The organism is Cellulomonas aerilata (assembly GCF_007991755.1).
Taxonomy (GTDB): Bacteria; Actinomycetota; Actinomycetes; order Actinomycetales; family Cellulomonadaceae; genus Pengzhenrongella; species Pengzhenrongella aerilata.
In genome coordinates this window covers 97711-121239 of record NZ_BJYY01000022.1, presented here as the reverse complement: position 1 = coordinate 121239, position 23529 = coordinate 97711, and the positions used below count along the sequence as shown (strand labels likewise).

22 protein-coding genes are annotated in these 23529 nt (G+C 75.6%); 8 read left to right on the top strand and 14 right to left on the bottom strand.

Translation table 11 applies throughout. The annotated features are described in order from the left end of the window. Positions 1-51: 51 nt before the first annotated feature. From CAE01nite_RS17480 to CAE01nite_RS17465, 4 genes are all read right to left on the bottom strand, one after another. Complete coding sequence (locus CAE01nite_RS17480; RefSeq protein WP_146906810.1) at positions 52-1863, bottom strand: glycoside hydrolase family 88 protein; 1812 nt, start codon at positions 1861-1863, stop codon at positions 52-54. 125 nt (positions 1864-1988) lie between these two features. Then, a complete protein-coding gene (locus tag CAE01nite_RS17475; protein WP_146906809.1) occupies positions 1989-2636 on the bottom strand; it encodes an SGNH/GDSL hydrolase family protein in 648 nt (215 codons plus the stop codon). 168 nt (positions 2637-2804) lie between these two features. Continuing rightward, positions 2805-5087: an ATP-dependent DNA helicase RecG gene (locus tag CAE01nite_RS17470; protein ID WP_246131313.1), complete on the bottom strand. Its 2283-nt coding sequence runs from the start codon at positions 5085-5087 to the stop codon at positions 2805-2807. A gap of 190 nt (positions 5088-5277) precedes the next feature. Then, positions 5278-6951 (bottom strand): DAK2 domain-containing protein, encoded by a 1674-nt coding sequence (locus CAE01nite_RS17465; RefSeq protein WP_146906808.1) that lies wholly within the window; start codon positions 6949-6951, stop codon positions 5278-5280. 237 nt (positions 6952-7188) lie between these two features. Here CAE01nite_RS17465 and rpmB point away from each other — a divergent pair, with 237 nt between their 5' ends. Next, positions 7189-7380 (top strand): 50S ribosomal protein L28, encoded by a 192-nt coding sequence (rpmB, locus tag CAE01nite_RS17460; RefSeq protein ID WP_146906807.1) that lies wholly within the window; start codon positions 7189-7191, stop codon positions 7378-7380. 245 nt (positions 7381-7625) lie between these two features. Continuing rightward, positions 7626-8147, top strand: coding sequence for a GNAT family N-acetyltransferase (locus CAE01nite_RS17455; RefSeq protein WP_146906806.1), 522 nt, complete (start codon positions 7626-7628; stop codon positions 8145-8147). Between the two features lie 34 nt (positions 8148-8181). Here the strand turns inward: CAE01nite_RS17455 and CAE01nite_RS17450 are convergent, their stop codons facing one another. After that, positions 8182-9183 (bottom strand): thiamine-phosphate kinase, encoded by a 1002-nt coding sequence (locus CAE01nite_RS17450; RefSeq protein WP_246131312.1) that lies wholly within the window; start codon positions 9181-9183, stop codon positions 8182-8184. 164 nt (positions 9184-9347) lie between these two features. On the opposite strand from CAE01nite_RS17450, the gene CAE01nite_RS17445 reads away from it, so the two are divergent. Continuing rightward, positions 9348-9875 (top strand): DUF3515 domain-containing protein, encoded by a 528-nt coding sequence (locus CAE01nite_RS17445; RefSeq protein WP_146906805.1) that lies wholly within the window; start codon positions 9348-9350, stop codon positions 9873-9875. A 79-nt stretch (positions 9876-9954) separates the two neighbouring features. Here the strand turns inward: CAE01nite_RS17445 and CAE01nite_RS17440 are convergent, their stop codons facing one another. Then, entirely contained in the window at positions 9955-11112 is a 1158-nt protein-coding gene (locus CAE01nite_RS17440; RefSeq protein WP_246131311.1) for a D-alanine--D-alanine ligase family protein, read from the bottom strand. A 277-nt stretch (positions 11113-11389) separates the two neighbouring features. Between CAE01nite_RS17440 and CAE01nite_RS17435 the strand changes: the two genes are divergently transcribed. Both CAE01nite_RS17435 and CAE01nite_RS17430 read left to right on the top strand, forming a co-directional pair. After that, on the top strand, positions 11390-12538 hold the full coding sequence (locus CAE01nite_RS17435) for a trans-sulfuration enzyme family protein (RefSeq protein WP_146906844.1): 1149 nt from the start codon (positions 11390-11392) through the stop codon (positions 12536-12538). Continuing rightward, the gene (locus CAE01nite_RS17430; protein ID WP_246131310.1) at positions 12531-13235 is read left to right on the top strand and encodes a DNA alkylation repair protein; all 705 of its coding nucleotides are present in this window, start codon (positions 12531-12533) and stop codon (positions 13233-13235) included. Before CAE01nite_RS17435 ends, CAE01nite_RS17430 begins: the two co-directional genes overlap by 8 nt. On the opposite strand, the gene CAE01nite_RS17425 is transcribed toward CAE01nite_RS17430, so the two are convergent. Continuing rightward, on the bottom strand, positions 13232-14527 hold the full coding sequence (locus CAE01nite_RS17425; RefSeq protein WP_146906804.1) for an MFS transporter: 1296 nt from the start codon (positions 14525-14527) through the stop codon (positions 13232-13234). The two genes, CAE01nite_RS17430 and CAE01nite_RS17425, sit on opposite strands and share 4 nt — an antisense overlap. Before the next feature lie 109 nt (positions 14528-14636). Here CAE01nite_RS17425 and CAE01nite_RS17420 point away from each other — a divergent pair, with 109 nt between their 5' ends. Further along, positions 14637-15122, top strand: a complete 486-nt coding sequence (locus CAE01nite_RS17420) for a winged helix-turn-helix transcriptional regulator (protein ID WP_146906803.1) — start codon at positions 14637-14639, stop codon at positions 15120-15122. 52 nt (positions 15123-15174) lie between these two features. On the opposite strand, the gene CAE01nite_RS17415 is transcribed toward CAE01nite_RS17420, so the two are convergent. Then, positions 15175-15807 (bottom strand): maleylpyruvate isomerase N-terminal domain-containing protein, encoded by a 633-nt coding sequence (locus CAE01nite_RS17415; RefSeq protein WP_146906802.1) that lies wholly within the window; start codon positions 15805-15807, stop codon positions 15175-15177. Positions 15808-15922: 115 nt separating this feature from the next. After that, entirely contained in the window at positions 15923-16789 is an 867-nt protein-coding gene (locus CAE01nite_RS17410) for an SDR family NAD(P)-dependent oxidoreductase (protein WP_146906801.1), read from the bottom strand. Positions 16790-16948: 159 nt separating this feature from the next. Between CAE01nite_RS17410 and CAE01nite_RS17405 the strand changes: the two genes are divergently transcribed. Beyond that, positions 16949-17341, top strand: coding sequence for a glyoxalase superfamily protein (locus CAE01nite_RS17405; RefSeq protein WP_146906800.1), 393 nt, complete (start codon positions 16949-16951; stop codon positions 17339-17341). A gap of 31 nt (positions 17342-17372) precedes the next feature. After that, entirely contained in the window at positions 17373-17945 is a 573-nt protein-coding gene (locus CAE01nite_RS17400; protein WP_146906799.1) for an MOSC domain-containing protein, read from the top strand. Between the two features lie 28 nt (positions 17946-17973). On the opposite strand, the gene CAE01nite_RS17395 is transcribed toward CAE01nite_RS17400, so the two are convergent. From CAE01nite_RS17395 to leuC, 5 genes are all read right to left on the bottom strand, one after another. Next, the gene (locus tag CAE01nite_RS17395; RefSeq protein ID WP_146906842.1) at positions 17974-18972 is read right to left on the bottom strand and encodes an NAD(P)H-dependent glycerol-3-phosphate dehydrogenase; all 999 of its coding nucleotides are present in this window, start codon (positions 18970-18972) and stop codon (positions 17974-17976) included. Positions 18973-18977: 5 nt separating this feature from the next. Beyond that, positions 18978-19751 carry a lysophospholipid acyltransferase family protein gene (locus CAE01nite_RS17390; RefSeq protein ID WP_146906798.1) on the bottom strand — a complete coding sequence of 258 codons (774 nt, stop codon included), beginning with the start codon at positions 19749-19751 and terminating at the stop codon, positions 18978-18980. 76 nt (positions 19752-19827) lie between these two features. After that, on the bottom strand, positions 19828-21144 hold the full coding sequence (gene murA / locus CAE01nite_RS17385; protein WP_146906797.1) for a UDP-N-acetylglucosamine 1-carboxyvinyltransferase: 1317 nt from the start codon (positions 21142-21144) through the stop codon (positions 19828-19830). Between the two features lie 184 nt (positions 21145-21328). Further along, on the bottom strand, positions 21329-22012 hold the full coding sequence (gene leuD, locus CAE01nite_RS17380; protein WP_146906796.1) for a 3-isopropylmalate dehydratase small subunit: 684 nt from the start codon (positions 22010-22012) through the stop codon (positions 21329-21331). Between the two features lie 40 nt (positions 22013-22052). Beyond that, a complete protein-coding gene (gene leuC / locus CAE01nite_RS17375; RefSeq protein WP_146906795.1) occupies positions 22053-23492 on the bottom strand; it encodes a 3-isopropylmalate dehydratase large subunit in 1440 nt (479 codons plus the stop codon). Positions 23493-23529: the final 37 nt, after the last annotated feature.

Here is a 23529-nt window from a genome sequence, read left to right as displayed (position 1 = left end):
CACGTCGGTCGGCACGTCGGTCGGCACGGCGGTCACCCTAACCAGGGCCGGTCAGCCCGCGCGCCGCACCACGACGTCGTCGACCGTCACCACCACCGAGGCCGGCAGCGCCCCGCTGCCGAGGTACGTCGTGATCCCGACCGACCCGGCCGTCTGCAGCCCGGCGGTGGAGTCGGTGGACGTGACCTGCCACGTCGTGGGCTCCGGTGCGCCCGCCTTCCAGACCCGGACCCGGACGGTGGTGGGCGACGCACCGGTCACCTGGACCCGCACCACGAGCCGGTCCCCGGACGCGTAGGTCAGCCCGGGGAGGGTCAGCGCACGCAGCGTGGTCCCCGAGCGCAGCGCCTGCACCTGGACCGCGCCGGCCGGGTCGACGACGGCGCGGCCCGCGTACTCCGCCGTCCCGACCCGCCGCCCGAGCAGGGCGACGTGGACGCTGCCGCGCGTCGGGCGGAGGAAGCCCACCGTCGCCCGCACGTCGGTGTCCCGCGCCTGGACGCCCGCCAGGACCGCCGAGCGTGTCGTCGCGGCGGGGGTCCGCAGGGTCCCGGTGCGGCCGTCGACGGCGAGGTCGGCGGCGACCGCGGTGGTGGTCCACGGTCCGCCGACGTCGGCGGTGCCCAGTCCCCCGCTCACGGTGCGGCTGAACGTGTCGGCGGCGAGGTAGCCTTCGAGCTGGGCGACCTCCGAGGCGGCCAGCCCGAAGGCGCCCACGCAGTAGGCGATCGACGTCGTCAGGCTCGGCGCCGCGGGCGCGTCGCCCACGCCCTGGCAGTGGGAGACGAACCCGGTGCTCTTCAGCGACGTGGTGGTCAGCCCCTTCCAGGCGTTGAGCACCACGGGCAGGTAGGTCCCCGCGTCCAGCACGCCGGTGCGGATGCCGTACGCCATGGCGTAGGTGAACAGCGCCGTGGCGCTCGTCTCCGGCGCGGGGTAGAGGGAGGGGCTCAGCAGGCTGGACCGCCACATGCCGTCGGCGCCCTGGAGCCGGGCCAGCCGTGCCGCCATCCGCTGCAGCATCGACCGGTACTCGGCCGCCTGCGGGTCACCGGAGGGCAGCGCCATGAGCGTGCGCGCCATCGCGGCGATGACCCAGCCGTTGCCGCGGGCCCAGAAGACCTTGTGGCCGAGCGCGTCCCGCTGCGCGACGAACTTGCAGTCGCGCCACCACAGGTCCTCGGTGGCGTCGAACAGCCCCGAGGCGGTGCAGCCCGGACGCCAGACCGTCGTGCCGTCCCGCTTGAGGAAGGCGTAGAACTCCGCCGACCTGGCTCGGTAGGCCGGGTCCCCGGTGCGGGCCGCCCACCGGGGCCACAGCGGCAGGCCCATGAACATGGAGTCGACCCACCAGTACTGCGACGCGGGCAGCGCCCGGTCGGCGGCCATGAACCGGTCCGACGGCGCGAGGTCGGCGGTCACGCCGGAGGCGACGGAGTCCTGCCAGACCTGGATCGCGGCCCGGCTGTCCGGGTTGGACGTCGGGCTCACCGGGGCGTCGGGGGTCCAGCGGTTGCGGTCCCCCCAGGACTGCAGCCACTGGCGGTACTTCGGGTCACCGGTCTGCCGGTGCAGGGTCTCGACCGCCATGAAGTACGGCGTCCACCGCCAGCCGGCGTTCGACGTGGCTCCCCCGCCGGCAATGTAGAAGTGGTCGACGGCGGACCGCGCCGCCGCGATCACCGAGGCGCGGCTGGGCGGTGCGGGGACGGGCGTCGCCGTGGCGGCCGCCGTGCCGGCCGACGTGCCGGCCGGCGTCGCGAGCGACGCGACAGCCGCCTCGCGGGCCGTCGCAGCCGCGGACGGCACGGCGGCGACCAGGGCCAGGGTGGCGGCGACGAGCAGTGCGACGAGCTTCTTCATCGTGGGCACCCCGGCTCGGCGAGCGGTGGACACCCGACGGTAGGCCGGTCGGCCGGGTCAGGCCAAGGGCCCGCTGGCGACGCGACCACGCGGCCACGCGGCCACGCGGCCACGCGCTCTCGCGGCTACGCGGTGACGGTCGAGCGTCGGGCGTCGCGGTGCACCAGCACGGCCGCGGCGACGGCGCGGGCGATCCGGGCGCCGCCCACCACCGACGGCTCGATCGGGTTGGCGTAGTCCGCGGCCTGCGTGCAGACCAGCCGCAGGTCGACCACGGGGACCGCGCGGGCGAACGCGGTCCGGGTGATGGCGTCGTTGAACAGCGCGAGCGCGCTGCGGATCACCGCGTGCTCGGGTGCCGACGGGTTGGTGTCGTAGACGGTGCACACCGCCGTCGGGAGCCCGGTCGCCAGGACGCCGTCCAGCATGGCCGCGTAGTCCCGCTCGAACGCGGACTGCGCCCGGCCCAGCAGCGCGATGCCCTCGGCGACCGACCGCACCGGGGCCCCCAGCAGGTGTGCGTGCCCGAGGGCGTCGTTGCCGCCGACGCTCACCACGAGGTGCGTCGCGTCGGCCGGCAGGGACGCGAGCTGCCGGGGGATCCCGGCCGTGACGTCGCCGTCGACGGCGAGCAGGGTCGCCGCCCAGCCCGCCGGCAGCTCCCCGCGCAGGTGCGTCACCACGTCCGGGCCGCCGGGCACGTAGACGCCGTTGTCGAAGATCGAGTCGCCCAGCAGGACCACGTGTCCCGGGCGATCCTCGGCGTGCGTCATGGCTCCTCCTCGGCGCCGTCGGCGTCGTGCGGCCTCACGGGGAGCGCCGCCCCACGGGGCCCGCTGGGTCGTCGTGCCCGCTCTGTCACGGTGCCTGCTCTGTCACTGTGCATGCTCTGTCACTGTGCCCTCTGTCACCGTGCCCGCGACCACGATGCACGCTGCGGGTCAGGTCCGCTCGAGGAACTCCTCGCGCTCACCGGCGAGCTGCCGGTCGATGGCGGCGCCGAGGGCGGGCCACGCGTCGAGGGTGGGGTCCTGGTCCACGAGCTCGCGCGCGTCGGCACGGGCCCGCTCGATCACGTCGGCGTCACGGGCCACGCGCAGCAGGCGCAGGGAGCTCGCCGCGCCGGACTGGGCGGCGCCCAGCACGTCGCCCTCGCGCCGCAGCTCGAGGTCGACGGCCGCGAGCGCGAAGCCGTCGGTCGTCTCGGCGAGCGTCTGCAGCCGCGTGCCGGCGGGCGTGCCCGGGGACGCACCGGACACCAGCAGGCACAGTCCGGGCTCCGTGCCCCGCCCGACCCGGCCGCGCAGCTGGTGCAGCTGCGAGAGCCCGAACCGGTCGGCGTCCAGGACCACCATGACGGTGGCCTCCGGCACGTCGACGCCCACCTCGATGACGGTGGTGGAGACCAGGACCGGCACCCGGCCGGAGGCGAAGTCCGCCATGGCGCGCTCCTTGTCCTCCGGGGGCATCCGCCCGTGCAGGACGCCGACGCCCACGCCGGCCAGCACCGGCAGGCCGCGGAGCATGTCGGCCACCTCGACGACGGCCCGCAGCGGCGGCTGGGGGCCGCCACCCGGACCCGCATCCTGCTCCACGTCCAGCACGAGGTCCGCGCCGTCGTCGTCCGCCCGCGCCCGACCCGTGGTGCCGTCGGGCGCCTCGCCTGCCTCGATGCGCGGGCACACCACGTAGGCGCGTCGTCCGGCGTCGACCTCCTCCTTCACGCGCTGCCAGGTGCGTCGTGTCCACGCCGCGTTGTCGGCGGGCACCACGTGCGTGGTCACGCCGCTGCGGCCGGCCGGCACCTCGGTCAGCGACGACGTCTCTAGGTCGCCGAACACCGTCATGGCCACCGTGCGCGGGATGGGGGTCGCGGTCATCACGAGCAGGTGCGGGGTCGTGCTGCCCTTGGCGCGCAGCAGGTCCCGCTGCTCGACGCCGAAGCGGTGCTGCTCGTCCACGACGACCAGGCCGAGGTCGGCGAACTGCACCGTCTCGCTGAGCAGGGCGTGCGTGCCCACGACGATCCCGGCCCGGCCGCCGGCCGCGTCCGCCAGGTTCTCCCGGCGGGCGGCGGTGGCCTGCGACCCGGTCAGGAGCGCGACCCGGGTCCCCTGGTCGGCGCCGCCGAGGAAGCCCGCCTCGGCGAGCGGGCCGAGCAGCGCCCGCAGCGTGCGGGCGTGCTGGGCCGCGAGCACCTCGGTGGGCGCGAGCAGGGCCGCCTGGCCGCCTGCGTCCACCACCTGCAGCATCGCCCGCAGCGCGACGACGGTCTTGCCCGAGCCGACCTCCCCCTGCAGGAGCCGCTGCATCGGTCGGGGCTGCGCGAGCTCGGCCCCGATCTCGGCCCCGACCGCCCGCTGACCGGCGGTGAGCGTGAACGGCAGCCGCGCGTCGAAGTCGTCGAGCAGCCCCCCGGCGCGCGGCGGTCGGGCGGTGGCGTGCTGGGCGGCGGCCCGGGCGCGGCGGCGGGCCAGCTCGGCCTGCAGGACGAAGGCCTCCTCGTACTTCAGCCGCTTCAGACCTTGCCGCCACTGCGCGTCGTCGTGCGGCGCGTGGACGTCGGTCAGCGCGCCGAGCAGCGTCACCAGGCCACGACGGGTGCGCAGCTCGTCCGGCACCGGGTCCGGGACGTCCGCGGGCGTCAACGGGTCCAGCACCGTCCGGACGCTGGTCGCGATCCGCCAGGACGGGATCGCCGCCCCGGCCGGGTAGATCGGGATGGGCCGGCTCGCCTCGGCGAGCGCCTCGTCCTCGTCCTCCACGTCCACGCCGATGATCCGGTAGTCGGGATGGGTGAGCTGCCGGTCGCCGCGGTACTCCCCCACCACCCCGGTGAACAGGCCGACCCGGCCGGCGCGGAGCTTGTGCTCGTGGCTGCGCAGCGCCCCGGCGCCCTTGGCGAAGAACGTCAGGTGCAGCGAGTGGCGGCCGTCGGTCACCACGGCCTGCAGCATGGCGCCGCCGCGGGACCGCATCGACCGGACGGTGGCCTGCCGGACCTCGGCCATCACGGTCACGTGCTCGCCGACCACCAGGGAGGACAGGTCGGTCAGCGTCCCCGGCTCGGAGTACCGGCGCGGGTAGTGGCGCAGCAGGTCGTGGGCGGTGTGCAGCCCGAGCTTGGCCAGCGCGGTCGCGGTGCGCGGCCCGAGCAGCCGGGTCAGGGGCTCGGACAGCCGGTCCGCGGGCGCGGCCACCACCTCACCCAGCTCGCTGGTCACCGGTCCCTCCCCGTGCTCGCCCGACCTCGGGTCCCCGGGCCGGGCGTCGCACCGGACCGCAGGTCTGCCCTGCGCACGGTACGACGCGCCGCCCACACCGACGCGGCTCGGTCCACCGCGCGGTCCACTGCTCGGTCCACGGCACGGTGCACGGCGTGGTCCGTCACGCGCGCCACTGCTGCGTGCGGGCTCACTCGACCGCCACCGCTGCCGCCGGCGCCGGCTGCCCGCCGGCGAGGACGACCACCTCGACGTCCGGGTGCGACTCCCCCAGCGCACGCACCAGGTCCGCACGCAGCGGGGCGAGCGCACCCAGGTCCGCGCCGGCCACCACCGTGACCAGCTCGCCGCCGTGGTCGTCGAGGAGGGCTCGGGCGGCGCCGAGCACGGCGGCGGTGTCCGGGACCTCGACGGTGGTCGTCCGGACGGCGGCGAGGGCGTCCCGCATCGCTCCCACACGGTCGACGTCCGTGCCGGCACCCGCGGTGACCGCGACGACGACGCGGACGTCGTCGTCGGCGTCCAGGACGTCGACCGACACGTCGGCGAGCCCGGTCGCGGCGCGCGCCGCCGCGGCGGCCGCCGGCGACCCGGGCAGCACGACGACGTGCCGCGCGCCGGTGTCCACGACGACCCGCAGGACGTCCCGCGCCCGGACCGGCGCGCCGGTCAGGACGAGGACGAGCGCGCCGGCACGGGCGAGGTCCGCCACCAGCCCGGTCGCCCCGGTCGCGGCCACGACGCCCAGGTCCCGGCCGTCCGCGTCCGGGGACGTCAGCCGGCCGACGACGACCTGGCTCAGCACGCCGACGTCCGCCCCGGCGCGGATCGCGTCCGCCGGACGGTCCGTGTGCACGTGGACGTGCCAGCCGTCGCTCCCGCCGACGACGGCGACCGATCCCCCCAGCGCCTGCATGCGCGCGCTGAGCGCCGGCGCCAGGTCGTCCCGCGCCTGGCCGGCCTCGGCGGCCTCCCTCGGCTCGACGACGAACATCACCTCGAGCTCGCCGTCCCCCGCGGCCTCCGGGTGCCCGGGGGCCTGCGGCCCACCGCCGACCGTGGTCGGGGACCCGCTCGCGCTCGCGACACCGGCCGCGGCCCCAGCTCCGGCCCCGGCCCCGGCACGGGCGACCACCGCGGCGATCTCGCTCGTGCGGACCTCGGCGTTGCGGACGACCGCCGCGAGCGCCTCGAGCATGACCACGAGCCCCGACGCACCGGCGTCGACCACGCCGGCGGCGCGCAGGACGTCCAGCGCCTGCGTGCTGCGCGCGAGCGCCTCGCGCGCCGCGCTCGCGGCAGCGGCCGCGGTGGCGACGGCGTCCCCGCCCTCGCGAGCCACCCGGGTGGCGGCGGCCGACGCGGCGGTGGCCGCGGTGAGGATGGTCCCCTCGACCGGCCGCGCGACGGCGGCGCGCGCCGCACGCTGCGCCTCGTCCAGCGCGCCGGCGACGACCAGGCCTTGGCCGCCGGCGGTCGCACCCGTCGACCCGCCCCCGGTCGCGTCCGTCGACCCGCCCCCGGTCGCGTCCGTCGATGCGCCCGCGGTCGCGGGGCCGGACGGCCGACCACCCGCGGCCAGGCCGGCGGCGAAGCCGTGCAGGTACTGGCTGACGATGACCCCTGAGTTGCCCCGGGCGCCGCGCAGCGCACCGCGGGCGAACGCCGCCGCCACCTCGGTCGCCGCCGCGTCCGGGGCGGCGTCGGCGGCGTGCTCCGCCCCCTCGGCCACGGTCAGCGCGAGGTTGGTGCCGGTGTCGCCGTCCGCCACCGGGAAGACGTTGAGGGAGTCGATGGACCCGCGCGCCCCGGCGAGGGCACGGGCGGCGGCGGTGGCCCAGGCGCGCACCGTGCCTGCGTCCACCGTGTGCTCTCCTGGGGGTCGACGCGCCGCGGCGCGGAGGGGACCGCCGGGGACCCGGCGCAGATCACACCCTGCCCCACCGGGCGCGGGTTGGGGACCGCGCCGGTCATCGGCTAGTCTGTGCAGGTTGCCCGGGCCGCGCCCGGGCAGATGTGGAGCGCTCCGGCAAGGGCGCGCACCGCAACCCCGACCATTTACCTACGCGCTGTCGCGCGTGCACGACGATCAGGAGAGACCGTGGCTGCCAACTGCGACGTCTGTGGCAAGGGCCCCAGCTTCGGGCACAGCATCTCGCACTCGCACATCCGCACGAAGCGCCGCTGGAACCCGAACATCCAGCGCGTCCGCGCACTGGTGGCCGGTGCTCCGAAGCGCCTGAACGTGTGCACCTCGTGCCTGAAGGCCGGCAAGGTCGTCCGGCACGTCTGAGCCTGCCGCCCGAGAACGTCCCAGAGCCCGCCGGAGCACCGCTCCGGCGGGCTCTGCCGTGTCCGGGGCGCCGTCCCGTCGGCCGGCGCCGGCGCCCGCCGCGTCGCGTCCCGGCGAACGCGGGAGGGCCGGTGGGCGACCCGGAGCCGTCCCCCGGGTGACGCCCCGGTGACATCGGTCCGGCGACCCGCCGCCTGTCGGGCAGATGGCTGCATGCCCGAGCCGTCGATGGCATGGTGTGGCCCATGGGTGAAGAAGCCGAGGTCGCCATCAGGACCGCCCGCGTCGACGACGCGGCCTCGATCGCACGTGTGCACATCGCGTCGTGGCAGCAGGCCTACGAGGGCATCGTCCCCGCGGACTACCTGAGAGCACTCGACCCGGCCGACCGCACCGAGCGCTGGGCCACGGACCTGCGCAACGCCGAGCGTGACGGCGTCCGGACCTGGGTGGCCGACGACGGCGGTCGCATCCTCGGGTTCGCCAGCGTGGGCCCGGCCCGCGACGAGGACGCGTCGCGGGAGCAGGAGGAGATCTACTCCATGTACCTCGACCCCACGATGTGGGGCAAGGGCGTGGCCCGCGACCTCATGCGCACCGTGCTGAACGCCGTGCGCAGCGGGACCCCCGTGTCGCTGTGGGTGCTGGCCGCCAACGAGCGCGCACGGCACTTCTACCGCCGGCACGGGTTCACCCCGGACGGGTCCGAGCGCATGGAGGAGTTCGGCGGCGCACCCCTGCTCGAGGTCCGCCTGCGCCGAGGCTGAGCCGTCCGGCTGCCGCCCCGGGCGGGCGGCTGGCTCAGCGCGCGAAGTGGTCCCAGCCGGTCGTGCCGACCGCAGGCGGCTCGCCGTCGACCAGCACCCCGCCCCTCGCGTCGGGCCCGACGGTCCGCGCCCGGCCGATGCGCCGGAACGGTGCGGGCAGGTCCGCTCCGGCGGGGAACGTCGCCAGCAGGCCGTGGTCCTCGCCACCGGTCAGCACCCACTCCGCCGCGCTCGCCCCGAGCAGTGCGGCAGCCGCCCCCACGGCCGCCAGGTCGTCCGGGAGCGCGGTCGCGACCGCGTCGAGGTCGAGCACGACGCCGCTGGCGCGGGCGATGCGGCCGGCGTCGCGCAGCAGCCCGTCGGACACGTCCAGCATCGCGGTGGCCCCGGCGAGCGCGGCGGCCGGTCCGGCGGCGAGCGGCGGGTCGGGGCGCAGGTAGGCGCGGACCAGCTCCGGGGCGGCGTCGGCGTGTCCCGCGAGGAGCAGCGCCAGCCCTGCCGCGGAACGGCCGCGGACCCCGGCGTGCGCGACGACGTCGCCCGCCCGGGCACCGGACCGCAGCACCGGCGCCCGCCCGCCGAGGTCGCCGTGGACCGCGACGGTCACCACCACCCGGTCCCCGCCGGACAGGTCGCCCCCCACGACGCCGACTCCGGCCGGACCGCAGGCCGCCGCGAGCCCGCGCGCGAACCCGGTCACCCACTCCACCGGCAGGTCGCCCGGCGCCACGAGGGTGACCACGACCGACGTCGGCCGCGCGCCCATCGCCGCGATGTCGGCGAGGTTCTGCACGGCGGCGCGCCAGCCGACGTCCTCCCCGCTGGACCAGTCGCGCCGGAAGTGGCGGTCCTCGACCAGCACGTCGGTGGACACCACCACCCGGCCGTCCGGGGCCCGGACGATCGCGGCGTCGTCGCCGGGGCCGAGCACGGTGTCCGCGCCGGCGGGCAGCAGCGGGAAGATCAGGGCGAGCAGGTCGTCCTCGGAGACGTCGGACACGGTCAGCGGGGACCGCGCGGGCGGCTCGGGGGTCACGGCCGACACGGTACCCACCGCCGTCCCCGCCGGGCCGCACCGCTGGTCCCACCGCGGTCCCGCCCCGTGGTCCCACCGCGGTCCCACCACCGTGCGCCCGCGCCCGCGGTCGCCGTGCGGCTCGCCGCCGGATCCGCCGCACGTGCCGCGGGTACCGTGGCGTCATGCCCCCCGCGAGCGCCTCCGTCCGCGCGCGCCCGTCCGCGCGCCGGTGGACGACCCCGGCGTCGGTCGGGGTCGGGGTCGGCCTGACGCTGCTCGCGGGCTGCTCGTCTGCGGTGAGCGTGGGCGCCGCACCGTTCGCCGGCGACCCGGTGTGCGCGCAGGTCGTCCTGGCCCTGCCGGACGAGCTCGGGGTCGCCCGGCGGACCGAGACGACGAGCCAGGCGACCGCCGCGTGGACCGACGGCGACGCGCGGGACGCCATCGTGCTCCGCTGCGGCGTCGAGCCGCTGCCTCCCACCACCGACCAGTGCGTGACCGCCACCGACGAGTCCGGCACGAGCGTGGACTGGGTGACCGTCCCCGGCGACGAGGCGGCCGGCACGCCGTGGACCTTCACCACCTACGGGCGGCTGCCCGCGGTGGAGGTGACCGTGCCGACGTCCGTCACGTCCGAGCGGTCGACGTCGTTCCTCGTCGACCTCGGCCGCGCGATCGCGCACACCGAGCAGGTCCGGCAGTGCCTGTAGCCCGCCCGCAGCCGAGCCCGTAGCCGGCCGGTGGCCGGCCGGCCGCGAGCCGGACGCGGGGAGCCGGCGGCGAGCCGGCTCAGCGCAGGCCGGTGGGGCGGCCGAGCGCGAGCTCGACCAGCTCGTCGATCAGGTCGGGGTAGGACAGCCCCGAGGCCTGCCACATCCGGGGGTACATGGAGAACGGCGTGAAGCCCGGCATGGTGTTGATCTCATTGACGACCACGCCGTCGTCGGGCGTGACGAAGACGTCGACGCGGGCGAGCCCCTCGCAGCCCACGGCGTCGAAGGTCCGGACGGCGATCGCCCGCACCTCCTCCAGCACGTCGGCCGGCAGGTCCGCCGGGCACGTCAGCTGCACGCCCGCCTCGTCGAGGTACTTGGCCTCGAAGTCGTAGAACCCGTGCCGGGTGTCGGTCACGACGATCTCGCCGGGCTGCGAGGCCCGCGCGGGCTGACCCGGACGTCCGCCGAGCACCGCGCACTCGATCTCCCGGCCGCGGATGCCGGCCTCGACGACGACCTTCGGGTCGTGCTGCTGCGCCGCGGCGATCGCAGCCGGCAGGTCGGCGAGGTTCTCGACCTTGGTGATGCCCAGGCTCGACCCGGCCCGCGCCGGCTTGACGAACACCGGGAGCCCGAGGGCCGCGACGGTCTCGGTCCACACCTGCGGGTCCCGGTCGAACTCCCCGGGACGGATCACGGTGAAGGGCGCGATCGGCAGCCCGTGCCCGGCGAGCACCATCTTCATCACGTGCTTGTCCATGCCGACGGCCGACGCGAGCACACCCGCACCGACGTAGCGCAGGTCGACGAGCTCGAGCATCCCCTGGATCGTGCCGTCCTCGCCGAACGGCCCGTGCAGCAGGGGGAAGACGACGTCGACGGACCCGAGCAGGGCCGGTGGGGCTCCGTTGCTGAGCACCTGCAGGTCACGGTCGCCTGCCGACTGCGGCAGCAGCACCTGCGCCGGACCGTCCAGCACCTCGGGCAGGTGGCCGTCCGTGATGGACCACGCGTCCGGGTCGTCGTCGACCAGCACCCAGCGTCCGGACCGGGTGATGCCGACCGGGACGACGTCGTACTTCGTCCGGTCGATCGCCCGCAGCACCCCGCCGGCGGTCGAGCAGCTGATGGCGTGCTCGCCGGAGCGGCCGCCGAACAGCAGCATGACCCGCGGACGGTCCCGCGGCTGATCCGGGTCGAGGGGCGGCACGGGCGCGGGCGAGGTCTCCATCGCGCCCGACCCTACCGGCCGGGGGGCGTCCGGCCCGCCACGGCGCGAGGGTGGCGCGAGGGCGGCCCCGGCCCCGCACTACCCTGACGGCGTGGATCCCCAGACGTCCCCCGTGGACCAGGCCGTCGGCGCCGTCGAGCCCGCCGGTGCACCCGACCGCGGCGCACCCGACCGCGGCGCACCCGACCCCGGTGCACCCGACCCCGGTGCACCGACCGTCACCGGCACGCCCGCCCCGACGGCGTCCGCCGGCGCGCCCGACGCCGCCGACCGGCACCTGACCGGGCTCGCCCCGGCCACGGTCGCCGTGGCCTCCGGACGTCCGTCGCGCACGCCCGGCGGACCCGTGAACCCGCCTGTGGTGCTGTCGTCCACGTACGTCTCCACCGGCACCCCGCCGCCCGGGGAGCTGCTCTACGCCCGCTCCGGCACCGAGACGTGGGTGCCATTCGAGCGGGCGCTCGCCGACCTCGAGGGCGCCGCCCAGCCGGCGCTGGTGTTCTCCTCCGGCATGGCGGCCATCGCGGCCGTGATGTCGCTGGTCCCGGCCGCCGGGCGCCTCGTCGTCCCGCGGCACGCCTACCAGGTGACGCTCGGGTTCGCGGCCGACCTGGCCACGCGTGCCGGCGTCGAGGTCGTCAAGGTCGACATCGCCGACACCGATGCCGTGGTGGCCGCCGTCCGCGCGGCGCCGACCTCGCTGCTGTGGCTGGAGTCCCCGACCAACCCGATGCTCGAGGTCGCCGACCTGCCGGCGCTCGTCGAGGCGGCCCACTCCGTGGGCGTCCCGGTCGCCGTGGACAACACCTTCGCGACCCCGCTCGGGCAGCGCCCCCTGGGCCTCGGGGCGGACGTCGTCGTGCACTCGGTCACCAAGTACCTCGCGGGCCACAGCGACGTGGTCCTCGGGGCCGTCGTCGTCGACGACGCCGCCCTGCACGCCCGCTTCCTGGCGTACCGGACGCTGCACGGCGCGATCGCCGGCCCGTGGGAGGTCTGGCTCGCGCTGCGGGGCCTGCGCACCCTGCACCTGCGGGTGGAGCGGTCGCAGGCGAACGCCGCCGAGCTCGCCCGGCGCCTGGCCGAGCACCCGGCCGTGCTGGAGGTGCGCCACCCGAGCCTGCCCGACGACCCGGGCCACGAGCGCGCGTCGACGCTGATGACCGGCTACGGCTCGATCATCGGCCTGCGCCCCGCGGGCGGCGCAGGCGTGGCCGACGCGGTCGTCGACGCGCTGCGCCTGTGGGTGCCGGCCACCAGCCTGGGCGGGGTGGAGTCGACGCTGGAGCGGCGCCGCCGGTTCGCCACGGAGTCCGAGACCGTCCCGGAGGACCTGCTGCGGCTGTCGGTGGGCGTCGAGGACGTCGAGGACCTGTGGGCGGACCTGTGCGCCGCGCTGGACAGCACGGTGCCCAGCGGTGTCTGAACCGGGGACGACGGCGACCACCGCGTCGGTGGCCGACCTGCTGGCCGAGGTGAGGGCCGAGCTCGCCTCGCTCGAGGACCCGAGGGCACGTGCGGTGAACGAGCGTCACGGTGACGACCACGGCGTGAACCTCGGCCGGCTCCGGGCGCTGGCGAAGCGGCTGCGGACCCAGCACGAGCTCGCGATCGCGCTGTGGGCGACGCAGGACACCGCGGCGCGGCTGCTCGCGGTCCTCGTCTGCCGCCCGAAGGCCTTCTCGCGGTCCGAGCTGGACGCCATGGTCCGCGAGGCCGGCGCGCCGAAGGTGCACGACTGGCTCGTGGGGTACGTGGTGAGGAAGAGCCCGCACGCCGAGGAGCTGCGCGTGGCCTGGTCCACCGATCCCGATCCGGTGGTCGCCGGCGCCGGTTGGGCGCTGACCACCGACCGGGTGGCCAAGAGCCCCGACGGGCTGGACCTCGCGGGGCTGCTCGACGTCGTCGAGACGCAGCTGAAGGACGCCCCGGACCGGCTGCAGTGGGCCATGAACCACTGCCTGGCGCAGATCGGGATCGACCACCCCGACCACCGCGCCCGGGCCGTCGACATCGGCGAGCGCCTGGAGGTCCTGAAGGACTACCCGACCCCGCCGGGCTGCACGTCCCCGTTCGCGCCGACCTGGATCGCCGAGATGGTGCGGCGCAGCACCAGCGCCTAGACCGTCCGCGCTGCGGTGGCCCCGATCCGGACCGAGACGAGGGCCGCCACGGCGCACATCCCGGCGGCGCCGAGCCACGCGATCGTGTACGTGCCGGTCTGGTCCCGGATCGCCCCCGCGGCGACGGCGGCCACGGCGGCACCCACCTGGTGCGCGGCGAAGACCCAGCCGAAGACGATGGTGGCGTCGTCCCCGAACGACTCCCGGCACAGCGCCACGGTCGGCGGGACGGTGGCCACCCAGTCGAGCCCGTAGACGATGACGAACGCCAGCATGCTGGGGTGCACGGCGTCGGACAGCAGCGACGGCAGGAGCAGCAGGCCGACGCCGCGGAACGCGTAGTACACCCCGAGCAGCAGGCGGGGGTTGACGCGGTCGGTGAGGTAGCCCGAGCCCAGCGTCCCGACCAGGTCGAAGACGCCGACGACCGCCAGCAGACCGGCGGCGGTCGTCTCGCCCATCCCGTGGTCGTGCGCCGCCGGGATGAAGTGGGTGCCGACCAGCCCGTTCGTCGTGGCACCGCAGATGGCGAAGCCGCCGGCCAGGGCCCAGAAGGTGCGCCGTCGTGCGGCCGAGCGCAGCGCGGTGACCGCACGGCGGGCGGCGCCGGAGCCCGGGCGCCCGGCCGGCACCGGGTCCAGCAGGTCGAGCGGCTCGGCGGCGCCGTACGGCTGGACGCCGCGGTCGCGGGGGTGGTCGTGGAGGTAGCGCACGACGAGCGGGACGACGGCGAGGCTGGCACCCGCGATGACGAGCGACGCGGCCCGCCAGCCCCACGCCTCGGCGACGAGCGCGACGACCGGCAGGAAGACGAGCTGGCCCATGGTGCTGCCCGCCGTCAGCAGACCCATGACCAGCCCGCGGCGCTGGACGAACCACCGGGACGCGACCGTCGCCGCCAGCACCAGCGCCATCGACCCCGTGCCGACGCCGACCAGGACGCCCCACAGGGCCACGAGCTGCCACGACGCCGTCACGAACACGGTCAGGCCGCTGCCCGCCGCGACGAGGACGAGCGCGGAGGCGACCACCCGGCGGATCCCGAAGCGCTCCATGAGGGCCGCGGCGAACGGCGCCGTGAGCCCGAACAGCACGAGGTTGAGCCCGACCGCCGCCGACAGGACGCCGCGGGACCACCCGAACTCCTCCTCCAGCGGCACCATCAGGACGCTGGGCCCGGCGCGGAACGCGGCCGCGCCGACCAGCGCGACGAAGGTCACCGCGGCGACCAGCACGGCGGGGTGCAGGGCGCCGCGGCGGACCACGCGTCGTGGGGTGGCGGTGGTGCTCATCGGTCCTCCGGCTCCGGTCCGCGCGTGCCGCCTCGTGCCGGACGCTTGACGCGGGACACTAACCACCTAGGCTTGCTTCAAGCAAGCATGGAGCGAGCAGGGAGAAGACGTGCCTCTCAGGTCGGACTGGTCGGGAGAGCCCTGCCCGATCGCGCGCTCGTTGGACGTCCTCGGCGACCCCTGGGCGCTGCTGGTGCTCCGGCAGGCGCTGTCGGGTGCGCGCCGGTTCGAGGACTTCCGCGCGTCCCTCGGCGCCGCCGACAACGTCCTCGCCTCGCGCCTGCGGGCGCTCGTGGACCACGGGCTGCTCCGCCGGTCGCCCTACCGCGACGGCGCCCGGACCCGCGAGGAGTACGTGCTCACCGACGCCGGCGCCCAGACCCTGCCGATCCTCAACGCGCTGGCGCTCTGGGGTGAGGCGCACCGACCGCACCGGGACCCGGACCTCACGATGGGCATCGTGCACCGCGACTGCGGTCGCACCACGCAGAGCCCCGACCGCTGCACGCACTGCGGGACGGCCCTGACCCCCGCGTCGACGGCCTGGCGCAAGAGCTGGGCGCCGCAGGACCTGGCGCTCGTCGACGCCGGCTGACGATTCCGTGCGCCGTCCGCGCCGTGCCCCTCGCCGGCGCCACCGCCGCCCCTCAGAGCACCGAGAACCCGGGCGGCAGGGGCGCGCGACCGGTCACCGCGAGCAGCAGCGGCGCGGCGTGGCCGTCCTCCACGGCCAGCGCGGCCACGAGGTGCAGCGCCTGCGTCGCCGCGACCGGCGGGACCGCGGCGGGCACGGACAGCGCCGCGGCCAGGTCGGTGGTGTGGACGACGAGCTCGAACGTGCGCGTGGGCAGGTAGTCGGCGAGGCGCATGCCGCCGGCGACCGTGGTGAGCAGCGCAGCCGGGTCGGACCCGTCGACGAGCGGCACGACGCGGGCGGCGATCGCGGCCACGGCGCCGGCGGGGTCCTCACCCAGCGCGACGCCCGCGTCACGGCCTCGCTGCGCCACCTCCGGCCCGGACGAGATCGCCCGGGTGGCGCGGTAGTAGTGCGGCGCGGAGGCGACCTCGACGCGCTCCGCCGGTCGGGCCAGGTACGACTCGACGGTGAGCAGCGAGCGGCTGGTGTGCCCGACGAGGGCCCGCACGTCCCACTCCCCCAGGCCCGGCTCGCCCCACCGGTCGGCCACCAGCGCGACCGTCCCGACGAACCACTGCGCCGCCTCCGCGAACGCCCGGCGGGAGTCCTCCCACGCCGGCGACGCCGCCGCTGTCGTGTCCACGGCCGTAGTCAAGCACCGCGGCGCCGGCAGCGGCCCTCCTCGCCGGCCGCACGTCGACGAGGTCCGACTCGCCGGCCGCAGGTCCCGACGAGGTCCGGCGACGACGTCCGCTCCCTCACGACGGAGCCGGACGCCGCCGGCCCGCCTGGTGCGCGGCCAGGCGGTAGACCGCCCGGTCCGGCAGGAGCCGCACCACGGCGGCGACCACGAGGGCGTCGCGCCCCACGACGCGCCGCGGCCGCGGGTGACGCTCGGTCAGGGCGCGCAGGACGGCCGCGGCGGCTCGGTCGGCAGGCAGCCCGGTCGCCGCGCTGCGTGCCGCGCCGGCGACGGCGGCGTCCATCCGCGCCCCGTAGTGCGCCTGCGCCTGCGGCGACATCCCGGCGGCCATGGCGCGACCGTCCGCGGCGCCCCGCCCCCAGATCGGCGTCGCGATGACCCCCGGCTCGACGAGCAGGACGCGGATCCCCCACGGCGCGAGCTCCGCGCGCAGGGACCCGGTGAGCCCGACCAGCCCGAACTTGGCGGCGTGGTACGGCCCGAGCATGGGCCCGGCGATCCGGCCGCCGATCGAGCCGATCATGACGATCCGCACGTCCCGTCCTCGCTCACGGCCGGCCCGCAGGGCGGGCAGCATCGCCTGGGTCACGGCGAGCTGACCGACGAGGTTGACCTCCAGCTGGCGGCGCAGCACGTCCAGCGGGAGGTGCTCCAGCGGCCCAGGCAGCGCCACACCCGCGTTGTTGACCAGGGCGTCGAGCGGACCGGCTGCGCCCACACGTTCCCCGGCCGCCCGCACCGACGCCTCGTCGGTGACGTCCATGAGCACCGGCTCGACGGCGTCACCGTGCTCGGCCCGCAGGCTCTCGGCGTCCTCAGTCCGGCGCACGGTCGCCCACACACGGGCGCGCGACCGGACGAGCCCCGCGACCAGCTCGCGGCCGATGCCGGTGGACGCCCCGGTGACGACGACGGACCTCATGGGCGGACCTCCGGTGGATCGCATGACCTCGGGTCGCCAGCGTCCCACCGGGCTGGCGCACCTGGCCTGCTCGGCGCCCGGCACGGCGGCGCGACGCCCTTCCTGCGCGGAGGCGGCCGGGGCTAGCGTGGGCGGCCTCGACACCGACGGGAGCCCTCGATGGACGTGCGTCTGGAGCTGGTCATGGTGCCCGTGTCGGACGCCGACCGGGCGATCGCCTTCTACGTCGACCGGGCCGGGTTCGTCCTGGACCACGACGTCCGGGTGGACGAGACGGTGCGGTTCATCCAGGTGACCCCGCCCGGCTCGGCGTGCTCGATCATGCTGGACTCCTTCTCCGGCGCCATGGCGCCGGGGTCGCAGCGGGGACTGCAGGCCGTGGTCGACGACGCCGACGCCGCCCGCGCAGAGATGCTCGGCCGGGGGGTCGAGGTGAGCGAGGTGGACGAGCAGCCGTGGGGCCGGTTCGTGCACTTCGCCGACCCCGACGGCAACACCTGGGCGCTGCAGCAGCTCCCGTCCTGGGCCCCCGCACGGGACGCGGAGAGCTAGCCGCCGCTCCCCGGGTGGGAGACTCCCGCCCATGCCCTCGATGCACCGGTACGACGTCGAGGTGCTGCACCTCCTGGTCTCCCCCGCGCACGCCTACTTCGGCCGGGCCCGGGACGGCGCGGCGGACGTCCCGACCACCGACGCGGACCTCGCGCAGGTCGTCGCCGGCAAGGGCATCGTCGGGGACCGGTTCTTCGGCAAGGCGGCGCACATGGACGCCGCGGTCACGCTGTTCGCGGTGGAGGGCCTGGAGGCGATCGCCGCCGAGCTGGGCGCCGGACCGTTCGACCCGCTGCTGACCCGGCGCAACGTCGTCCTGCGCGGCGCGCACCTGGCGCCCCTGCTCGGCGAGGAGTTCGAGCTGCGGACCGGCGAGACGTCGGTGCGGTTCCGGGCCGGGCGGCCGGCGAACCCGTGCGCGTGGATGGACCGCGTGCTGGCCCCCGGCGCGCACGCGGCGATGCGCGGGCGGGGCGGGCTGAGGTGTCGGCCCCTGTCCGACGGCGTCCTGCGCCGTGGGCCGGCCGTCCTGCTGAGCCCGGTGCCCCTCGACCCGGACCGCGCCGGCGTGGCCGAGTGGCGCCGCCCGTCCCGCCTGCCCTGACCGTCCCGCGCCGGCCGGCCGATGCGGCCTAGAGCCCCTCCGCCCGGTGCGGACGGCCGAGCAGGCGCGGCGCGAGCTCGTCGACCGGCAGTCCCTCGTGCAGGACGGCGACCACCGCCTCGGCGATCGGCATCTCGACCCCGACCGACGTGGCGAGCTCGAGGATGGACCTCGACGACTTCACGCCCTCGGCGGTGCCGCCGGTGACCGCGATCGCCTGCTCCAGCGTCAGTCCCTGACCGAGGTGGGACCCGAGCGTGTGGTTGCGCGACAAGGGGGACGCGCAGGTCGCCATGAGGTCGCCCATGCCGGCCAGGCCGGGGAACGTCTCGGCGTCGGCGCCCAGGGCGAGCCCGAGCCGGGTGATCTCCACCAGTCCGCGGGTGATGACGGTGGCCATGGTGTTGTAGCCGAGGCCGCGCCCCTGGGCGATGCCGACCGCGAGCGCGATGACGTTCTTCGCGGCGCCGCACAGCTCCACGCCGACGACGTCGGTGTTCGTGTACGGCCGGAAGTACCCGGTCGCGCACGCCCCCGCGACCAGCTGGGCGGTTCCCTCCTCCACGGCGGCGACCACGGTGGCGGTCGGCTGCCGCTCGGCGATCTCCCGGGCCAGGTTCGGCCCGGAGACCACGGCGACCCGGTCGTACGCCACGCCGAGCGCCTCGGCGACGACCTGGCTCATCCGCCGGTCGGACGTCAGCTCGACGCCCTTCATCAGCGAGACGGCGATCGCCCCGGCCGGGACGTGGTCGGCCAGCGGCTCGAGGGTCGCCCGCGCGCTCTGCGAGGGGATCGCCACGACGACCAGGTCCGCGGCGTCGAGGACCTCCTCCGCGTCGGTGGACGCCCGCAGCCCCGCGGGCAGCTCGATGCCCGGCAGGTACTCCTCGTTGCGGTGCTCGACCGTGATGTCGTGGCAGACGTCGTCCCGGCGCCCCCACAGGGCGACGTCGCAGCCGGCGTCGGCCAGCACGGCGGCGAAGGTGGTCCCCCACGACCCGGTCCCCAGGACGGCGGCGCGCAGCCCCGTCACGCGGGCTCCTCCCCGACGGCGGGCAGATCGGTGCCGGGTGACTCCGTGCCCGCGGTGCCGGACGGGCGGCGTCGGGCGTCGAAGCGGACCTCCGGCGCGTGCCCGCCCCGGATGCCCTCCAGCAGCACGGTGATCGCGGCCATGACGCGCTCGGTCGCCTCGCGCAGGGTCGCGGCGTCCAGCGGGCGGCCGTAGAGGTCGTCCAGGTCGACCGGTGGGCCGGCGACGACGGTGACCCGCTTGCGGGGGAACGGCTTGAGCACCTTCGCGTACTGACCGAGCAGGTCCTGGGGGCCCCACTGCGCGATCGGGATCACCGGGGCCCGGGTGGTCAGCGCGAGCCGGGCCACGCCGGTCTTGCCGACCATCGGCCACAGGTCGGGGTCGCGGGTGAGGGTCCCCTCGGGGAAGACGGCCACGCACTCGCCGGCGTCGATCGCCTCGACCGCGGCCTTGAGCGAGTCGCCGGCCTGCGCGGTGTTGCGGAAGACCGGGATCTGGCCGGTGGCGCGCAGCACCGGGCCGAGCACGGGGACGCCGAACAGCGACGACTTGGCCAGGATGCGGGGGGCGACGCCGTTGTCGTACAGGTAGTGCGCGAACGTCAGCGGGTCGACGTTGGTCATGTGGTTGGCCGCGGCGAGGAACCCGCGGTCGGTGGGCAGGTGCTCGGCGCCGTGCCAGTCCGGCCGGGTCATCGCGAACAGCAGCGGTCGGATCACACGGGCGACGGTGCGGTACGCGCGAGAGGAGCGTCGGGGGGCAGGCACGAGCGACGATGCTACCGGGCGCGCCCGGCGCGCAGGCGGTCGGGCAGCCTGCGCGCGCCGGACGCCGCGGACGTCCTCAGTCCCGGCTGAACTCCGCGCCCAGCGCGGTGAGCTTGTCGGTGAAGTGCTCGTAGCCGCGGTCGATGAGCCCGATGCCACGGACCGTCGAGGTGCCCTTGGCCGTCAGCGCGGCGATGAGGTGGCTGAACCCGCCCCGCAGGTCGGGGACCTCGATCTCCGCGGCCTCGAGCGGCGTCGGGCCGGAGATGACGGCGGAGTGCAGGAAGTTGCGCTGGCCGAACCGGCACGGGCGCCCACCCAGGCACTCCTTGTAGACCTGGATGTTCGCGCCCATGCCCACCAGCGCGTCGGTGAACCCGAAGCGGTTCTCGTAGACCGTCTCGTGCACGATGGACAGGCCCGTGGCCTGGGTCAGCGCGACGACCAGCGGCTGCTGCCAGTCCGTCATGAACCCGGGGTGGACGTCCGTCTCGAGCACGATGGACTTCAGGTCGCCGCCGGGGTGCAGGAAGCGGATGCCGTCGTCGTCCACCTCGAACTCCCCGCCGACCTTGCGGAAGGTGTTGAGGAACGTCGTCATCTCCGGCTGCGTCGCGCCGCGGACGTAGATGTCGCCGCGGGTGGCCAGCGCGGCCGACGCCCAGGACGCGGCCTCGATGCGATCCGAGAGCGCGGTGTGGTGGTAGCCGCGCAGGCGCGGGACGCCCTCGATCCGGATCACCCGGTCGGTGTCGACCGAGATGATCGCGCCCATCTTCTGCAGGACGTTGATGAGGTCCATGATCTCGGGCTCGATCGCCGCGTTCGCGAGCTCGGTCAGGCCCTCGGCGCGCACCGCGGTCAGCAGCAGCTGCTCCGTGGCGCCGACGCTCGGGTACGGCAGCGCGATCTTGGTGCCGTGCAGACCGTGCGGGGCGCGGATGTGGATGCCCTGCTCGCGCTTGTCCACCACGGCGCCGAACTGGCGAAGGATGTCGAGGTGGTAGTTGATCGGGCGGTCCCCGATGCGGCAGCCACCGAGGTCGGGGATGAACGCCTCACCCAGTCGGTGCAGCAGCGGCCCGCAGAACAGGATCGGGATGCGGCTGGAGCCGGCGTGCGCGTCGATGTCGGCGACGTGCGCGGACTCGACCTCGCTGGGGTCCAGGTGCAGGGTCCCGGCGCCGTCGTCGACCGCGACGTCGACGCCGTGCAGCTCGAGCAGCCCGGTGACCACCGCGACGTCGCGGATCTGCGGGACGTTGCGCAGCACGCTCGGCGTCTCGCCCAGCAGGGAGGCCACCATCGCCTTGGAGACGAAGTTCTTCGCCCCACGCACGGTGATCTCTCCACCGAGGGGGTTGCCGCCGTTCACGTAGAGCAGGTCAGTCATGGAACCCATGGTCGCCTACGCCTGCCCCTGCCACCTAGCCACGCGCCGCGCGTGCCGCGTCACACCCCGAGATCTTCACAGGCCACCACCCCGCCGAGTGCGACGTCGTGGCCCCTTCCGCTGCGCGGAGGGGTCCACGACGTCGCACTCGGCGGTGGGATCGGGCGGTGGGAGTGGTGGGGGGTCAGGCCAGCGGGACGGTGCCCTGGCCGGTCGGCGAGCCGATCGACACCGGCACGGGACGGGCGGCCTCGATCTCGACCGGCGGCAGGTGCTTGGCGGGCAGGGTCCTGGGCCGCCACGGCTCGCGCGACGCCTCGAACTCGACGATCTCGGCCTCGTGGTTGAGGGTCAGGCCGATGTCGTCCAGGCCCTCCATGAGGCGCCACCGGGTGTAGTCGTCCACCTGGAACGGCACGACGACGTCGTCGCACACGACCGTCCGCGAGACCAGGTCCACCGTGATCTCGGTGCCGGGGCGGGTCTCCAGCACCTTCCAGATGAGCTCGATGTCCTCCGGGGCGACGACGGCGGCCAGCAGGCCCTGCTTGCCGGAGTTGCCGCGGAAGATGTCGGCGAAACGGGGGGACAGCACGACGCGGAAGCCGTAGTCCTTCAGCGCCCACACGGCGTGCTCGCGGGACGAGCCGGTGCCGAAGTCGGGGCCGGCGACCAGGACCGAGCCGGTCGCGTAGGCGGGCTGGTTGAGGACGAACCCGGGGTCCCCGCGCCAGGCGGCGAACAGCGCGTCCTCGAAGCCGGTCCGGGTGACCCGCTTGAGGTAGACGGCCGGGATGATCTGGTCGGTGTCGACGTTGCTGCGTCGCAGCGGCACGCCGACCCCGGTGTGCTGGGCGAACTTCTCCATGGGGGCGCTCCGGTCTGGGGGTCTGGGTGCTGGTGCGGGCTCAGGCGTGGACGGGCTCGGGCTCGCGGACGGCGTCCGGGCCCAGGTCCGCGACCGACGACAGGGTGCCGCGGATGGCGGTGGCGGCCGCGACCAGCGGGGACACCAGGTGCGTGCGACCGCCCTTGCCCTGGCGGCCCTCGAAGTTGCGGTTGGAGGTCGACGCGCTGCGCTCGCCCGGGGCCAGCTGGTCGGGGTTCATGCCCAGGCACATGGAGCAGCCGGCGTTGCGCCACTCGGCGCCGAAGTCCAGGAAGACCTTGTCGAGCCCCTCGGCCTCGGCCTGCAGGCGCACCCGGGCGGACCCCGGGACGACCAGGACCCGCAGCGACTCGGCCCGGTGCTTGCCCTTGATCACCTCCGCGACCGACCGCAGGTCCTCGATGCGCCCGTTGGTGCACGAGCCGATGAAGACGGTGTCGACGGCGATGTCGCGCAGCGGCATGCCCGGGGTCAGGCCCATGTACTCGATGGCGCGCTCGGCGGCCTGGCGGTCGCCGGCGTCGGCGATCTGGTCGGGCACCGGGACCGTGGCGGACAGCGGGAGCCCCTGGCCGGGGTTGGTCCCCCAGGTGACGAACGGCTCGAGGTCGTCGGCGTCGAGCACGACCTCGGCGTCGAAGACGGCGTCGTCGTCGCTCCTCAGCGTGCTCCAGTAGGCGACGGCGGCGTCCCAGTCGGCACCCTCGGGCGCGTGCGGGCGGCCCTGCAGGTACTCGAACGTCGTCTCGTCCGGGGCGATCATCCCGGCGCGTGCGCCGGCCTCGATGGACATGTTGCAGATGGTCATCCGCGCCTCCATCGACAGCGAGCGGATCGCCTCGCCGCGGTACTCCAGCACGTAGCCCTGACCGCCGCCGGTCCCGATCTTGGCGATGACCGCCAGGATGATGTCCTTGGCGGTCGTCCCCGGCTTGAGCTGCCCGTCGACGGTGATGGCCATCGTCTTGAACGGGTTGAGCGGCAGCGTCTGGGTCGCCAGCACGTGCTCGACCTCGCTGGTGCCGATGCCGAACGCCAGCGCGCCGAACGCCCCGTGCGTGGAGGTGTGCGAGTCGCCGCAGACCACCGTCAGGCCCGGCATCGTCAGGCCGAGCTGCGGCCCGACGACGTGCACGATGCCCTGGTCCGCGTCGCCCAGGGAGTGCAGGCGGATGCCGAACTCCACCGCGTTGTTGCGCAGCGTCTGGATCTGCGTGCGGCTGGTCGTGTCGGCGATCGGCCGGTCGATGTCGAGCGTCGGGGTGTTGTGGTCCTCGGTGGCGATCGTCAGGTCCGGGCGGCGGACCGGACGACCGGCGAGACGCAGCCCCTCGAAGGCCTGCGGGCTGGTCACCTCGTGGACCAGGTGCAGGTCGATGTAGAGCAGGTCCGGCGCGCCGTCGCTGCCGCGGCGCACGATGTGCGCGTCCCAGACCTTCTCCGCCAGCGTGCCGGCCATGTCGTGGTGTCCCTTCGTGTGCGTCCCCGGGGTGGTC